Source organism: Oryzomonas rubra, from assembly GCF_008369015.1.
GTDB lineage: Bacteria > Desulfobacterota > Desulfuromonadia > Geobacterales > Pseudopelobacteraceae > Oryzomonas > Oryzomonas japonica.
Genome location: NZ_SRSD01000003.1, coordinates 78,151 through 92,447, shown reverse-complemented (window position 1 = coordinate 92,447; position 14,297 = coordinate 78,151). Strand labels below are relative to the sequence as shown.

Here is a 14,297-nt window from a genome sequence, read left to right as displayed (position 1 = left end):
CAAAATTCATACTATAAATCGCCCGATTACAAGACAATCTTCCTCATTATCTTGTAATTTCAGCTTCCCTGACGGTTTGCCCGGCCAATGTCCTTCAGCTGGAAATCCGCAGTCCCAGTTGGCTGATCGTTTTATGGACCTTCTCCGGTTCCACCGGCTTGACCAGGTAGGCTGACGACTGAACCGCCAGCATGGACTGCATGACATCCTGGGGAGTATTGAGGGCCGTTAGCATGACGATCTTGACCTGCCTGTCCGTCGGCAAGGCCAGTCCTTTCTCCAGCTTCCGGATTTCTTTGCCGGCGGTGATCCCATCCATGTCCGGCATGACGATATCCAGCAGGATAAGCTCATAGGGGGCGCCCTCCGTCATGGCTGCCTGGAACTTTTCGACCGCATCCCGGCCGCCGACGGCGGTGTCGACGACGGGAACGTTCTCCAGGTACTGGGCGACGATCTCGCGTCCCAATTCGTCATCATCGACGACAAGGCATTTTTTGAGCTCCATGTAATTCCTCCTCTGTGAAATCCTGCCCACGTGGGTCGGGCCGGTTATGAGACTTCATCGGTCAGGCGCACGAAGGCATCATATTCGTTGTTGAGACTGGGGAGCAGGTCCAGCGCTTCAACCGGTCGCTTTTCCCGGGCGGCCTCTTCGATGCGCCGGGCGATGTCCTGGATTCGCGGCGCTCCGATATTGCCGGCTGCCCCCTTGATGGTGTGGGCGTTTACTCGCATCCCTTCACGATCACGGCTTTCCGCGGCAGCGAGAAGTTTCTCCAGGTTGCCGTCCATCCCCTTGCGGAACAGCGCCACAAATTTACCGATCAGTTCGGTCTTCCCACCCAGGCGGGAAAGCAACCCATCGCGGTCGAATACCGGCAGGTCCGGTTCAGAAGTCTTCCTGGGGACGGGTGACCCCGAACCGTGCTCTTGGGGAGAGAGGGGGAGGCCACACTGTTTGTGCAGGGCGGATTCAAGTTCAGCCGCTTTGAATGGTTTGGAAAGGTACCCGTCCATACCCGCGGCCAGGCACTTATCCTGATCTTCCTGGCCGGCATAAGCCGTCAGGGCGAGGATGGGACATTTCCGGCCGGCAGCCTTCTCCAACTCCCGGATTTGACGTGTGGCCTGCAATCCATCCATGACCGGCATCTGAACATCCATCAGGATGACGTCGAAATGCCCCGCGGCATAGGCTGCAACAGCCTCCTGACCATTGGTGACCAGGGTGACCCGGTGTCCCTGCTTTTCGAGGATGGCCAACGCCAGCATCCGGTTGACCTCCACATCGTCGGCCACCAGGATGTCAAGGCGGGCCTGCTCCTCCGGCGGGGGGCGGCGGGCTATCGGCACCTGCTGCACTGAGCCCCGGCCGGTCAGAACCTCCAGGATGGCGTCCCGCAGTTCATCGTGTATCCACGGTTTGGCGAGATACCCGCCGACCCCCAGCCGGCGGCATTGTTCGGCGTCGCCGCGCATCCCGGCGCTGGTCATGACGATCATCAACAGGCTGGCGCGGCCGGCTTCACGAAGCTGTTCGACCACACCCCAGCAATCCCCGCCCAGGGTCTGCAAATCGACCAGCGCCAGCAGGGGGCGTTTGGAGGCGTCACTCAGTCGGCGGACGAGTTCCAGCGCCTCTGCTCCATCGGCAGCACAAAAAGGCCGCATGCCGCATGCGGTCAAGTATTGGGCCAACGTGCGCCGGTTCAACTCGATCAGTTCCACCACCACGACGTGCTGGTCCAGCAGTTCGGCCGGTTCCGGCCGGGGAGGTCCGTGCTGCTGGACCTGGAGGCGGGCGGTGAAGTGAAATGTACTCCCCTGCCCCGGCGTGCTGTCGACCCATATTGTGCCCCCCATCAGTTCCACGATCCGCCGGGAGATGGTCAGGCCGAGGCCGGTGCCGCCGAAGCGTTTGGTCGTGGACGAATCGGCCTGTTCGAACATGTTGAAGATCCGCCCGCAGGCTTCCGGGGCGATCCCGACCCCCCGGTCCGAGACGGAAAATTGGAGCAGCGCCTGGTCGCCATCGTCTGTCAGGAGGTTGGTGTGGACGACGATTTCCCCCCGATCCGAGAATTTTATGGCATTGCCCACGAGATTGACCAACACCTGCCGTAGTTTTCCGGCATCGCCGAGCAGCGCGTCGGGTACATTTATTTCCGGGACGCTGAGCAACTCCAGTTTTTTGTCGGTCGCCTTGGGCGCCAGCGAGCGCAGCATCTGCCCGATAACCGTGCGCAGCAGGAAGGGTGCATGGTCGAGTACGGTCTTGCCCGCTTCGATCTTGGAAAAATCGAGAATATCGTTGATGATGAGCATCAGGCCGTCGGCCGAATCCATGATGGCGCGGTGGAACTGCCGCTCCTGGGCAGGGGCGAGCCCGCCAGTGAGCAGGAGATCGGTCATCCCCATGATGCCGTTCATGGGGGTTCTGATCTCGTGGCTCATGTTGGCGAGAAAGGCACTTTTGGCGCGGCTGGCCTCTTCTGCCTGTTCACGGGCGATGGCCAGGTCGTGGGTCCGCTCCAGGACCTTCTCTTCAAGGGTGACCATATTTTCATGCAGCTTGGCGTTGAGCGTGGTGCTCTCCAGGGCGTGGGCGCAGGTGTAGAGTACGATGGAGATGGCGTTGAGGGCCGCCGCATCGACCGAGGTCGAATCTCCGGGCAGGATGGCCGCAAACATCCCCAGGATGCGGGAACGGGTGGCGATACTGTGCAGGAGCAGGGTCCGGTTGTCGGCAAGGGGCACCAGGATGGCTTGGTTGCGGTTCAGGGCCCAGGCGAAGGTTCCGTCCATGATCTTTGCGTCGATCTCGGATTGAATCCCGTTTCGGGCATCCCCCGGTTCCCAGGATGCCAACTCGAAGCTGCCATCCTCCATCGCCTCGAGGCACCCCATTTCGCGGCTCACCAGGATTCTGCGGACCTGGACCTGGGTAGCCTGGAAAATGGCGGAAAAGTCCTTGGCGCGGTTGAGGTCGCCCTGGAAGTCCAGACTCGACGCGAGCATGTCCAAAATCGACATATAACGCCGGTTGGCCTCTTCCAAAAACTGGACCCGCTCCTGGAGAAATTCAAGGGGAAGGGGGGGGCTTTTTGCTCTCATTGCCCCTCCATCAGAATGTCGAAGGTTTCCTCGATCTGTGGTTCCGACTGTTTCAGGATCGTTGCCAGGATGTTGACCGGCATGCCGAGGCGATCCCAGGCCGCCGGATCCAGGGGAGAGACGCACCACTCACCGCTGGCACCGAACTCGAATGCCTGGCAGACGATTTCCGCCAGGTGGACGATAGCTGATTCCAGGGGGAACTGGGCCGCGGAGCGGGGGGTGTGGTGACATGCCACCGGTTCGAAAATGTTGGCCGGAAGCTTCCATGCCTGCAACAGCGCCCCGCCCAGGTCTGCATGGTCGAAGCCCAACTGGTCCCGCTCGGTATGGTGGTAATGCTCCTGACGCGACCGGCTCAGCGCCAGCAACTCGCCGGCCGTCTCCGGTATGGCGGCGCACAGGATCAATTGCCCCACATCGTGGAGGATTCCGGCCACGAAGAAACGCTCCACATTGCTTTCGCGCAGGCAGGTCGCCAGATTGCGGGCGATGATGCCGCAGGCGATGCTGTGCCGCCAGAATAAGGCCATATTCATCAAATCGTCGGGGATACCCTTGAACACGCCCATGGCCGAGGCGGCAAACGCCAGGTCGCGCAACTGCTGGGTACCGATTATGGTCACCGCCTTGGTGATCGAATCGACCCGGGAGTAATAGCCGAACAGCGGGCTGTTGGCGAGTTTGAGGATGCGTGCGGTGAGGCCTTGGTCCTCGATAATGATCTTGGCGATATCGGCGATGGAACTGCGGGGGTGATTGATGGCCTCGTTGAAGCGTTCGTAGAAATAGGGGAGGGAGTAGATCGTCCGCGTCTGCTCCACGAGCCGTTCCAGGGTGATGGGCGCGCGTTCAGCAAAGCTCATGGGTGGCCTTTCTCAACGCTGCGAGGCGGAGCAGTTCGCGCATGACCGGGTGCTGTACGTCACTGTTGCAAAATAGCGGTCCAAGTGACGCCATGGCGGCATCCAACTGCTCGTGGGTGATCTCTGCGGGGAGGCGGCTATTCGGATCATCGTCCTCCGTCCCGACGATGTTGACCTCCATCACCCCCCAGGTTCGCAACACCACAAGATGCTTTTGGCTCAACTCCACGCCCGCGCCCAATAACAATCTGCCGGTGCGGTCGTGAACATCGCTTGCCAGGGTCATCCCCACTTCAATATTGTCGATTTGGGTCAATCCCACGAGTCAAACATCTCCGGGAAAACCGACGAAACCTCGCAATGCACCGTTTGCGGGATTCCGGCAATTCAAGTTGAATCAAAAATTGCAACAGCCCTTATATAGCATTCTGCTCCCGGTAACTCAAGTTATTGGCTCAGTTTCGGGCCGTATATTTTTGTGTTGACAGGATCATGGCGAGTCCATTATATTGAATTTCAAGTTCAAAAAGGAGGGCGGGATGATCCTCGAAAAGAAAAAGGCTTTCAATGCGTTTGCTGCGGCCAAAGGACTCCGCTCTACCCGGCAACGGGACATAATCCTTGATTTCTTTCTTTCCACCCGCCAGCACGTCAGCGTCGAAGAGTTGTACCTGAAGATCAAGGCCAGCCATCCCGGCATCGGACATGCCACGGTGTACCGCACCCTCAAGCTGTTCACCGAGGCCGGCTTGGCCCGCGAGATCCTGCTGAACGACGGCCAAACCCGCTATGAACACGTGTCGGCGGGCGAGCACCATGACCATCTGGTCTGCACCGGGTGCAACGCGATCATCGAGTTCGAGGATGAGACCATCGAGAAACTGCAGAAGGAGATAGCGCTACTCCACGGTTTCATGATCAAGAGTCATAAACTGGAACTCTACGGACTGTGCGCAGCATGCAGAGCTAACCAGTAATTTTTTTTGCCATATATTTGAAATTGAAAATCAAGAGCATAAAGGATGGAGTAATGGCGACATGCTGCGGTAAACAGACGGAAGCGCCGGGAAAGGTGCCAAATGCCAAGCGGGTGGCCTTGGTCGGCAATCCCAACGTCGGAAAGAGTGTACTGTTCAATGCCCTGACCGGGTCGTACGTAACCGTTTCCAACTATCCGGGGACCTCGGTGGAGGTATCCCGCGGCCATGCCGTGATCAATGAACAGCCGTGGGAGGTGATCGACACCCCGGGGATGTATTCGATCCATACCATCACCGAGGAGGAACGGGTTGCCCGGGAGATCCTGCTGCACGAGACCCCGGACGTGGTGCTGCACGTGCTCGATGCGCGCAACCTGGAGCGTATGCTGGCCATGACGCTCCAGTTGATCGAGGCGGGTCTGCCGGTGATTCTGGTGGTCAACATCATGGACGAAGCCGAGCGGATGGGGCTCAAGATCGACCTGGAACTGCTGCGGCAGAGGCTCGGCATCCCGGTGGTGGGAGCGGCCACGACCCGCAAACGGGGGCTTGGCGAGATCCGTTCCGCCATCGCCACCTATTGCCAGGATATGGGTAGCCCCCGGCATTTTGCCTACAGCCGTCTCCTGGAGCACGACATCAACGAGGTGTCCGGGCTCATGGAAGGTGAGTACATCCTTTCCCGCCGCGCCCTGGCCCTGCTGCTTTTCCAGCAGGACGAAGAGATCACCTCCCTGGTGCGCCGCCGGGAGGGGGAGGGGTTCGGGGTGATTGCCGAAAGGGTGCGGGACATCGCCTTCAATCGCCGCGGCTCGTTCCACCTGGATCTCTCCATGGAGCGTAAGGATATCGTCAAAAAGCTGGTTCTGGACGTGTTCACCAGCCCGGAGAAACGGGTCGTTACCTGGGGCGAGCGGCTGTCGCGCATCTCGGTGAGGCCTTTGACCGGTATCCCCCTGCTGCTGATCGTGCTCTATTTCGGCCTGTACAAGTTCGTCGGCGACTTCGGCGCGGGCACGCTGGTTGACGTACTGGAAAAAAAGCTCTTCGTGGAGATATTCAACCCTTGGATTACCGGTATCGTCAAGATGGTCATCCCCTGGGAGATCATCCAGGAACTGTTCGTGGGGGAGTACGGCATCATCACCCTGGGGATCCGCTATGCGGTGGGGATCATCCTGCCGATCGTGGCGACCTTCTTCATCTTCTTTTCCTTTCTGGAGGATACCGGCTACTTTCCGCGTCTGGCCCTGTTGGTCGACCGTATCTTCAAACGGTTCGGCCTCACCGGCCGGGCGGTGATTCCCATGGTGCTGGGGTTCGGCTGCGACACCATGGCGACCATGGTGACCCGTACCCTGGAAACGACCCGCGAGCGGGTCATCGCCACGGTGCTGCTGGCCCTGACCATCCCCTGCTCGGCCCAGTTGGGGGTGATCCTGGCGCTTTTGTCCAAGTTCCCCGGTGCCCTCGTGGTGTGGGGGGTCTGTCTGCTGCTGCTGTTCGTGGTTGTGGGCCTGCTGGCGGCCCGGGTCATGCCGGGCGAAGCCCCCATGTTCTACATGGAACTGCCCCCCATGCGGCTCCCGCAGCTTTCCAATGTATTGACCAAGACCTATACCCGCATGCAGTGGTATTTCATGGAGATTCTGCCCCTGTTCGTACTGGCCTCCATACTGCTCTGGCTCGGCAAGATCACCGGCTTCTTCGAAAAGCTGATAACGGCAATGACGCCGGTGATGGCGTCCATCGGTCTGCCCAAGGAGACGGCCGTGGCCTTCATCTTCGGTTTCTTTCGCCGGGATTACGGCGCTGCCGGCCTGTACGAATTGCAGACGAAAGGGTTGATGGATGCCCGCCAACTGACTGTTGCCGCGGTGACCCTGACCCTGTTCATCCCCTGTGTGGCCCAGTTTTTGATCATGAAGAAGGAGCGGGGGTGGAAGGTAGCGGGCAGTATCGGCGTGTTCGTCAGCCTGCTGGCCTTCGGCAGCGGCTATGCGCTCAACCGTTTCCTTCTGGCAACGGGGATTCTTTCCTAGCACCCTGCGAGGGGGCCCCTTGGAGATATGAAGATGATTTGCGGATTTTGCGGACACGAGTTCGATGAAAATGAAGGAAAACGCGGGTGCGGCGGCTGCCCCGGCGGGTGCCACAGCGTGCATTGCCCGCGCTGCAACTACAAGAATCCCCTGGAACCGGCCTTTATCGGTAAGCTGAAAAACATGTTGAAACGGAAAACATCATCCGACGCTGGGGCTACAGAGAATTCAGAGGACAAAAAATCAAAGGCATCTTAAAATAGTTTTTCCCGACGGGAAAGCTATGGCGCGATGTCCGATCTGATGGTTGTTTCTCTGTATGCCTGTCACCCGGTGGCAAAGAAGGAGCGTATATGAAACTGTCCGAAAAGGCGGAAGAGATCCTGGAGGCCCTGTGGATCGCGGTGGAAGAAGAGGGGGGGCGTTTTCTCGACCCGGAGAAGATGGGGTTCCCGGCCGATGACCCGGCCTACCGGGAGCTGACCGACCGCGCGCTGGTGGAACTGCGCCAGGGGATGGTCTATTTCCGGCCCGAGGGGCGTGAAGAAGGGAAGATGACCATCCGCCGCCATCGTCTGGCGGAGCGCCTGATGATGGATGTGCTCAACCTCCGCGGCGACGAGGGAGACGACAAGGCCTGCCAGTTCGAGCACCTGCTCAATGAAGGGGTGGACGTCAAGATCTGCACCATGCTCAACCATCCCACCACCTGCCCCCACGGCAAGCCGATACCGCCGGGCGAGTGCTGCGCGGATGCCCGGGCCCAGGGCGACCTTGGCGTGGTGGCCCTGACCGAATTCAAATCGGGGCAGGAAGGGGAGATCGCCTACATCCAGACCGAGGATAGCAAGAAGATGCAGAAGCTGATGGCCATGGGGGTCTTGCCGGGCAATCGTATCGTGCTGGTGCAGTCGTTCCCCTCCTACATCTTCCGGGTCGGATTTTCCGAGTTCGCCATCGACGGCAACCTGGCAAAAGAGATTTTTGTGCGGAAATAGCGTCAAGGAAGGTTGACAAGGGGATGATTCGGAAACTAATATAACCTGGCTTCCTCAGTATTAGCTTTCTATCCCCATTCTCATCCTGAAAGGCGCGTATGAAGGTCATCATCCTCCTCGGCGACGGCATGTCGGACGTGGTCTACAGCGAACTCGGCAACAAATCACCACTCCAGGCGGCCAAGACCCCCAACATGGATTTCATGGCCCGGCACGGTCAGGTCGGCCTGGCCAATACCGTGCCGGAGGGGCTGCCGCCGGGCAGCGACGTAGCCAACCTGTCGATCTTCGGTTACGATCCGCGGACCTGCTACACCGGCCGTTCTCCGCTGGAAGCGGTGAGCATGGGGGTGACCCTCGGGCCGGACGATGTCGCTTTCCGCATGAACCTGGTTACCCTCAAGCCCCACGGCAGTTCGCTCTACATGGAGGATTTCTCGGCGGGCCACATCTCCACAGAGGAGGGGCGCGGATTGGTGGCAGCGCTCCAGAAGGAGATCGGCAGCGCCGAGTTCGAGTTCCATCCCGGGGTCGGCTACCGCCACCTGATGGTCTGGCGCGGCGGCAAGGACGGCATGACGGCCACCCCTCCCCACGACATCACCGGCAAGGCGGTGCTGGAGTACCTTCCCAGCGGCGATGGCGCCGCCACGTTGAACAATATCATGAACCACGCCCAGATGGTGTTGCACGACCATCCCCTCAACAAAAAACGCAAGGAGGAGGGGAAGCGGCAGGCCAACTCCATCTGGCTCTGGGGGCACGGCAAGACCCCCCGGGTCGATCCCTACAGCCAGAAATTCGGCCTCTCGGGAGCGGTAATCTCGGCAGTGGACCTGATCAGGGGGATCGGCGTCTGCGCCGGCCTGGACGTGATCCACGTGGAGGGTGCCACCGGTTACATCGACACCAACTACCTGGGCAAGGCCCAAGCCGCCCTTGCGGCCCTGGAAAATCACGATTTCGTCTATGTGCATGTGGAGGCCCCCGATGAGGCATCCCATTCCGGCAGGATGGATCACAAGATCCAGGCCATCGAGGACTTTGACCGCCAGGTGGTGGGTACGGTGCTGGAGGGGATCAGGAAATTCGGCGACTTCGCCATCCTCTGCACCCCCGACCACCCCACGCCGGTGCGCCTGATGACCCACACGGCAGAACCGGTTCCCTTTGTCATCTATCGCGGCGGGGAAGGGCCGGGTAACGGCGCAAGCTCCTACGACGAGGAACAGGCCGGGACGACCGGTCTGAAGGTGGAGGGGCATGACCTGATGGAGATGCTGGTGAAGTAGCCTTTAGCTCATGGTGCCTCCCCTCTGCCCGGCTGCACATATGTTTTACCAACACAAAAGGCCCTCCTCATGGAGAGCCTTTTGCGTTACCGGCAGATGTACTTCTTCACGGTTCAAACTACCTTTGGGGACCCTCCCGCCGTTCTTCCGAACGCCCCCGTGCGGGGACCGGCGCCCCCTTATTTTCATTGCGCTGTTCAGGAGCCGTAACGTTCCAGACCTTTCTCGGCTGCGCCTGGGGTGACGGTGCCGCTCTGCGGTTTTGTCCGGCATTCGGGGCCGGGCTACTCTGGGGCCGTGTTTGCATCGCCGGGGCTGTTTTTACTGCCGGTGCCGTTACTACCGGCACCGGGGAGCGCCGTTCTCCCCTCCCTTGGGTTGCCGGAGAGGCCGGTGCGCGGGTTTCAGCCGGGGCAGTCGTTCTGCCGGCCGGTTGTGGTTGTGCGGTTGGCTGCCCGGCGGGGACATTCTTCCTGTCCCGCACCTGGGGCGTCGCTACGGGCGCAGGCGCTGCTGTCTTCGGCGTTCTTGCCGGGGCGGGGGTGGCGGCGGGCGCAGATGGCGTTATCCGCGGGAAACGTTGCCGCATCTCCTGGGGCGCCACCCGTTTCACCTCAGGCGGTGCGACCCGGGGAGGGGTGCCCTTGACGACCGGCATGCGTGATTCCCGGATCGGTTTGATGCGCGGACTGCCCACCGATACGGCCGACGAAGGGGGCATTGCGTTTCTCCCGCTCATCGGGGTATTCACGGTCCTGCCCCGCAGGAAATCGTTCTGGGGAACGATGGTCATCCCACCCCGGGCCCGGCTGTTCCGGTAGACCACGGTGGTGTTCCTGACGTTTATGTTGGTGACATTGATGTTGACGCTGTTGCGGCCGTAGGAACGATGTCCGTAGTAGGTCTCGCCCGGTGCCAGCGGCGTCCAGCCGACGCGGTCGCCGGTGCGATACCACCCCACGTACCCCGGTCCCCAGTAGACATCGCCGCGACCGGGCGGAACCCAGCACCAGCCACGTCCGCCCACCACGATCCAACGCCCGTAGTGATAGGGCGCCCACCCCCAGTTCTCGTAGGAGATCCAGACATAGTCGTCGCCCTTCCAGATCCAGCGGCCGCTCCGGTAGGGCGCCCAGTCGTCGGCCAGGATCACCGTCGGACGCCAGACCATGCCGTAGTCGGGAACCCGAACCCACTCGCCGCTGGCGTCGAGTTCTCCGGCATACCCCCTGATCTCCTCGGGGAGATAGGCCTCCGAGCGCGAACTGCGAATGATACCCCGGTCGCGGTCCGTGTTCCAACGCTCCCAATCGTCGGGGGGATTGAGCGCCAAAAATTCGTTATGCCCCTCTTCCAGCGCGATTTGCTCGCCGGCCCGCACCCTGGTGCGGCTGCCGTTGCCTTCCACATAGGCCGAACCCTTGAAGATGGATACGTCCTCTTCACTGTTGGGCAGCATGTCGATCCGCAGGCGCGTGCGGCTGGCGGGGAGCACCGTGGTGTCCTCGGCATCGATTTGCAGGCTGCGTTCCTTGACATTGCTGACGGTGTGCACGTACATGCGCCCCGCGGAGAGATGTATCTGGGTAAAGCCCTCCTCCACAGCGAGCATCTCCATGGTGGAGCCACCATCGATCCTGATCAGGGACCCGTCGTTCAACTGGATCTCGAGCCGCGAGCCGTCGGGGCACCAGACTGAATCCCCCTCGTCCAGTGGCGTGTTGATGGCAACCGGCAGCCAATCCGTATCACTGGGGGTGCGGAAATAGACGTCGCCGGCCTGCTGGTGTACCCGGGCCGGGCTGATGACCCCGGCCAGGGACCAGGATGGCGGGATGGCGATGAACAGCATGAAAACTATCCAGAGTACGCGTTGCATAACAGCCTCCTTGCCCCGGTTGGGGCGATGGTGTCTCTCGGTTCAATTAGTATAACGCAAAGAACATGCCGTGCGGAGGAATGGCATAAACAGGCTCTTTCAGACGGTAAGGTTGAAACGGGCTGCCTCAAATAGGGCAGGATGTCGGCGTTTTGAAGTTGTCGAGGATCCAGCGCGCAATGCTGCGCTGGGGCGGGAGCGAGGGGAGGGCGTCCAGGGGAAACCAGCGTGCATCCTCCAGTTCGCTCAGATCAACCGTGATCTCGCCGTCGGCATAGTCGGCCACGAAGCCGGCCATGAGCTGGGCCGGGAAGGGCCAGTTCTGGCTTCCCACGTAGCGGACGTTTTCGATCCCGATGCCGGTCTCTTCCCTGACCTCGCGGATGGCGCACTCTTCCAGGGATTCGCCAAAATCGACGAATCCGGCCACCAGGCTGTACCTGCCCGCCGGCCATTCCGCCTTGCGGGTGAGGAGCAGGTGGTCGCCCCGTTTGACCAGTACGATGGCGCAGGGGTGGATGTGGGGGAAGTGCTCTGTGCTGCAGCCGGTGCACCGTTTGCCCCAATTGCCGGTCATGGGCTCGGTCGGCGCACCGCAGCGGGAGCAGTGGCGGCTCTGCTGGTCCCAGTGCAGAATCTGTTTGGCAAGGCCGCCCACGGAAAGGGTCGCCATATCCAGACGCTGCTCGGCAGCGTTGAACGCCTCGGCCTCGAAGGGGGCCTGGAGGGGCAGGTCGCTGGCGGCGACAAAGGCGCGGAGCGGCTTGCCATGCCAGTGGCCGATGAAGATCGGCGGAGCTTTCGGCTGGAGCCAGCCCGGCAGGCCGCCCTGGTGCAGAGATAGGCCGTTTTCATCCCGCGCCACAAGCATGCTGTTGCCCTGCATGATGGCCCAGTAGCCTTCTTCCGCCGGTTCGTGCAGGGCGGGATAACAGAGTTGGAAATACTCTTTGATGATGGCAAAATTGAAGGGGAGGTGGATCTGTTCGGGAAACATCATAAGAGCCTCACAAAGAAAATGCCGCCCGGAGGCGGCATCCGATACGTTAGTGTCCCGTGCGGTTAGTTATGGGGCACTAGTTCTCGGTCAGTATCTTGTCGTCGTACATCGATTCCAGGTTGTATTTGTGCTTCTTTTCCTCGTTGGCCAGCATCAACAACATGCGCTGGATCTCGGGAACGTCGGTCAGGTGGCTGGCCTCGCTGTAGAGCCGGGCGGCCTTTTCCTCGGCCTTCATGGCAAAGACCAGGATTTCCTGGAACGTCATGTCGTCCCGGTATTCGATGTCTACCAGGTAATCGCCGATCTTCAGATCCGGCACCTTGACGAACCGGTATTCATGGACCTTCTCCCGGTCCAGCCCCTGCAAAAGGCGCTTGTGCCCCAGTTCCTGCCCGGCCATCTCCTCCAGCATCTTGCGGCTGGCGGTTGACGATACCATCGCGGCGGCCTTGGAGTACAACTGGTACGAGGCCTCTTCCTTTTCGATGGCAAAGTCGAACACCTGGCGGATATCCTTGAACAGTTCCATGGTTTCCCCTTTCGCCGCCGTATCGAGGCGGTTCGGCGCGTCGGTGCCCCAATGATGATGGCTCTCTCTGTATCAATTTTTGTAACAACATTCGCCCCTGATGTCAAGGAACGCCCACAGGCTTGACTGCGGGCCGGAAAAACCCCATAATGCCGACAATGCTTCCGTTAACCCCCACACCCAAAAAACTTGCCGTACTCTCCATCCGCACCAGTCTTCTGCTCCTGCTGGGCTGGTATCTGGTTTGCACCTTTATCCCGCCGGGAAAGGGCGCTCTCGTCCGCGATATCTCCTTTCCGGCCGGCAGCGGCATCAGAAAGCTGGCTGGGGAACTAAAGCGGGGCGGCGTTATCCGCAGTGCGTGGCATTTCATCCTCCTCGCCCGCCTGCGGGGGCAGGCCCACCGCCTCAAGGCGGGTGATTACCGCCTCACGGACGGCATGACGCCGGGCGATATCCTGCGCAAGCTGGCGACAGGCGATGTGGATTACCGCCGTTTTGCTCTGCCGGAGGGGTATTCCGTCTACCAGGCCGCCGAGATGCTGGACCAGAAGGGGTATTTCAAGCGGGATGCGTTTCTGGCCGCGTGCCGCGACACCGCCCTGCTGGAGCGCCTGGGTATCCACGCCGCCAGTGCCGAGGGGTACCTCTCTCCGGCCACCTACAACCTGGCGCGCAACGGCACGGAAGAACAGTTGGTCACCCAGATGGTCGGCCACTTCCGGAAGGTTTACGACGATGTGACCACGGGCGGTCGGGGACAGAGCCGGCTGTCCCTCCACGAGATCGTGACCCTGGCCTCGATCATCGAAAAGGAGGCGGTTTCCGGGGATGAAAAGCCGCTGATCTCCTCGGTCTTCTACAACCGTCTGCGCCTGGGAATGCCGCTGCAGAGCGATCCGACGGCGGTCTACGGTGTGCGGGCCTTTTCGGGCAAGGTCACCAAGGCCGACATCGGCCGCCACTCCCCCTACAACACCTATCTTGTCAAGGGACTGCCACCCGGCCCCATCGGCAATCCGGGGGCTGACGCCCTGCGCGCCGCCCTCCATCCGGCCCGCAGCGACTACCTCTATTTCGTGGCCCGCCAGGATGGTACCCACTATTTTTCCCGCACCCTGGAGGAGCATAATCGGGCCGTTGCGCGCTATCTCAGAAACTGATACCCATACCAGCGTGAAATTCTGCAAAAAAAAAGCCGGATGGCCTGTTTGGGGCTCCGGCTTTCTGTTTTTTTGTTTGGCTCAGGTTTCAGGTGTGGGGCGTGGCCTTTTGCACCGAAACCAGAAACTGAATGACTCCAACCAGATTGATAAGTCTTCTGACCAACACGACCCTCTCATGGTCGTCCTTGGTTTGCAGGCATTTCTCGAGAAGATTCTGAAATTGTTCTACAACGATTTCGATGGAATTGCGGATCTTTTTACCCATACAAACCTCCTTTTCAGCCTTTGACGAACACCCCCGATAAATGTAATTGATTATACCAAGTTTAGCAGGGAAATGTGAAGCGAGTGTGGCGAAAATGGTAAAATTTCCGTAAAACCGCCTCCCGCCGCGCCTGCGTTCCCGCATCCTCGACGATAATCTC

General features: G+C 60.3%; 13 protein-coding genes. 5 read left to right on the top strand and 8 right to left on the bottom strand.

Annotated elements, in window-relative coordinates; all coding sequences use genetic code 11:
• Positions 1-94: 94 nt before the first annotated feature.
• The 4 genes from ET418_RS05475 to ET418_RS05460 are packed head-to-tail and all read right to left on the bottom strand — an operon-like array spanning position 95 to position 4,305.
• Complete coding sequence (locus ET418_RS05475) at positions 95-508, bottom strand: response regulator (RefSeq protein ID WP_149306583.1); 414 nt, start codon at positions 506-508, stop codon at positions 95-97.
• A gap of 44 nt (positions 509-552) precedes the next feature.
• Entirely contained in the window at positions 553-3,117 is a 2,565-nt protein-coding gene (locus ET418_RS05470) for a response regulator (RefSeq protein ID WP_149306582.1), read from the bottom strand.
• A complete protein-coding gene (locus ET418_RS05465) occupies positions 3,114-3,983 on the bottom strand; it encodes an HDOD domain-containing protein (protein ID WP_149306581.1) in 870 nt (289 codons plus the stop codon). Before ET418_RS05465 ends, ET418_RS05470 begins: the two co-directional genes overlap by 4 nt.
• Entirely contained in the window at positions 3,970-4,305 is a 336-nt protein-coding gene (locus ET418_RS05460; RefSeq protein ID WP_149306580.1) for a hypothetical protein, read from the bottom strand. The genes ET418_RS05465 and ET418_RS05460 overlap by 14 nt, the downstream gene beginning before the upstream one ends.
• A 217-nt stretch (positions 4,306-4,522) precedes the next feature.
• Here ET418_RS05460 and ET418_RS05455 point away from each other — a divergent pair, with 217 nt between their 5' ends.
• The 4 genes from ET418_RS05455 to ET418_RS05435 all read left to right on the top strand — a co-directional run bounded on the left by ET418_RS05455 (position 4,523) and on the right by ET418_RS05435 (position 9,295).
• The gene (locus tag ET418_RS05455; protein ID WP_149306579.1) at positions 4,523-4,960 is read left to right on the top strand and encodes a Fur family transcriptional regulator; all 438 of its coding nucleotides are present in this window, start codon (positions 4,523-4,525) and stop codon (positions 4,958-4,960) included.
• Between the two features lie 53 nt (positions 4,961-5,013).
• The gene (gene feoB / locus ET418_RS05450; protein ID WP_149306578.1) at positions 5,014-7,005 is read left to right on the top strand and encodes a ferrous iron transport protein B; all 1,992 of its coding nucleotides are present in this window, start codon (positions 5,014-5,016) and stop codon (positions 7,003-7,005) included.
• Between the two features lie 353 nt (positions 7,006-7,358).
• Positions 7,359-8,003, top strand: coding sequence for a metal-dependent transcriptional regulator (locus tag ET418_RS05440; RefSeq protein WP_149306577.1), 645 nt, complete (start codon positions 7,359-7,361; stop codon positions 8,001-8,003).
• Positions 8,004-8,101: 98 nt separating this feature from the next.
• On the top strand, positions 8,102-9,295 hold the full coding sequence (locus ET418_RS05435; protein WP_149306576.1) for a cofactor-independent phosphoglycerate mutase: 1,194 nt from the start codon (positions 8,102-8,104) through the stop codon (positions 9,293-9,295).
• Between the two features lie 118 nt (positions 9,296-9,413).
• Here ET418_RS05435 and ET418_RS05430 read toward each other — a convergent pair whose 3' ends face one another.
• From ET418_RS05430 to ET418_RS05420, 3 genes are all read right to left on the bottom strand, one after another.
• Positions 9,414-11,174, bottom strand: coding sequence for a DUF6600 domain-containing protein (locus ET418_RS05430; RefSeq protein WP_149306575.1), 1,761 nt, complete (start codon positions 11,172-11,174; stop codon positions 9,414-9,416).
• 127 nt (positions 11,175-11,301) lie between these two features.
• Positions 11,302-12,174, bottom strand: coding sequence for an NAD(+) diphosphatase (gene nudC, locus ET418_RS05425; RefSeq protein ID WP_149306574.1), 873 nt, complete (start codon positions 12,172-12,174; stop codon positions 11,302-11,304).
• 76 nt (positions 12,175-12,250) lie between these two features.
• Positions 12,251-12,706, bottom strand: coding sequence for a ferritin-like domain-containing protein (locus tag ET418_RS05420; RefSeq protein ID WP_149306573.1), 456 nt, complete (start codon positions 12,704-12,706; stop codon positions 12,251-12,253).
• A 149-nt stretch (positions 12,707-12,855) separates the two neighbouring features.
• Here ET418_RS05420 and mltG point away from each other — a divergent pair, with 149 nt between their 5' ends.
• On the top strand, positions 12,856-13,869 hold the full coding sequence (gene mltG, locus ET418_RS05415; RefSeq protein ID WP_246152953.1) for an endolytic transglycosylase MltG: 1,014 nt from the start codon (positions 12,856-12,858) through the stop codon (positions 13,867-13,869).
• 88 nt (positions 13,870-13,957) lie between these two features.
• Here mltG and ET418_RS05410 read toward each other — a convergent pair whose 3' ends face one another.
• Complete coding sequence (locus tag ET418_RS05410; protein WP_149306572.1) at positions 13,958-14,137, bottom strand: hypothetical protein; 180 nt, start codon at positions 14,135-14,137, stop codon at positions 13,958-13,960.
• Between the last annotated feature and the right edge of the window lie 160 nt (positions 14,138-14,297).

What these genes read in the sequence shown, in the direction of transcription:
- ET418_RS05475 (WP_149306583.1), bottom strand. Translation starts at nt 508, where the DNA reads ATGGAGCTCAAAAAATGCCTTGTCGTCGATGATGACGAATTGGGACGC.
- ET418_RS05470 (WP_149306582.1), bottom strand. Translation starts at nt 3,117, where the DNA reads ATGAGAGCAAAAAGCCCCCCCCTTCCCCTTGAATTTCTCCAGGAGCGG.
- ET418_RS05465 (WP_149306581.1), bottom strand. Translation starts at nt 3,983, where the DNA reads ATGAGCTTTGCTGAACGCGCGCCCATCACCCTGGAACGGCTCGTGGAG.
- ET418_RS05455 (WP_149306579.1), top strand. Translation starts at nt 4,523, where the DNA reads ATGATCCTCGAAAAGAAAAAGGCTTTCAATGCGTTTGCTGCGGCCAAA.
- feoB (WP_149306578.1), top strand. Translation starts at nt 5,014, where the DNA reads ATGGCGACATGCTGCGGTAAACAGACGGAAGCGCCGGGAAAGGTGCCA.
- ET418_RS05440 (WP_149306577.1), top strand. Translation starts at nt 7,359, where the DNA reads ATGAAACTGTCCGAAAAGGCGGAAGAGATCCTGGAGGCCCTGTGGATC.
- ET418_RS05435 (WP_149306576.1), top strand. Translation starts at nt 8,102, where the DNA reads ATGAAGGTCATCATCCTCCTCGGCGACGGCATGTCGGACGTGGTCTAC.
- ET418_RS05430 (WP_149306575.1), bottom strand. Translation starts at nt 11,174, where the DNA reads ATGCAACGCGTACTCTGGATAGTTTTCATGCTGTTCATCGCCATCCCG.
- nudC (WP_149306574.1), bottom strand. Translation starts at nt 12,174, where the DNA reads ATGATGTTTCCCGAACAGATCCACCTCCCCTTCAATTTTGCCATCATC.
- ET418_RS05420 (WP_149306573.1), bottom strand. Translation starts at nt 12,706, where the DNA reads ATGGAACTGTTCAAGGATATCCGCCAGGTGTTCGACTTTGCCATCGAA.
- mltG (WP_246152953.1), top strand. Translation starts at nt 12,856, where the DNA reads ATGCCGACAATGCTTCCGTTAACCCCCACACCCAAAAAACTTGCCGTA.
- ET418_RS05410 (WP_149306572.1), bottom strand. Translation starts at nt 14,137, where the DNA reads ATGGGTAAAAAGATCCGCAATTCCATCGAAATCGTTGTAGAACAATTT.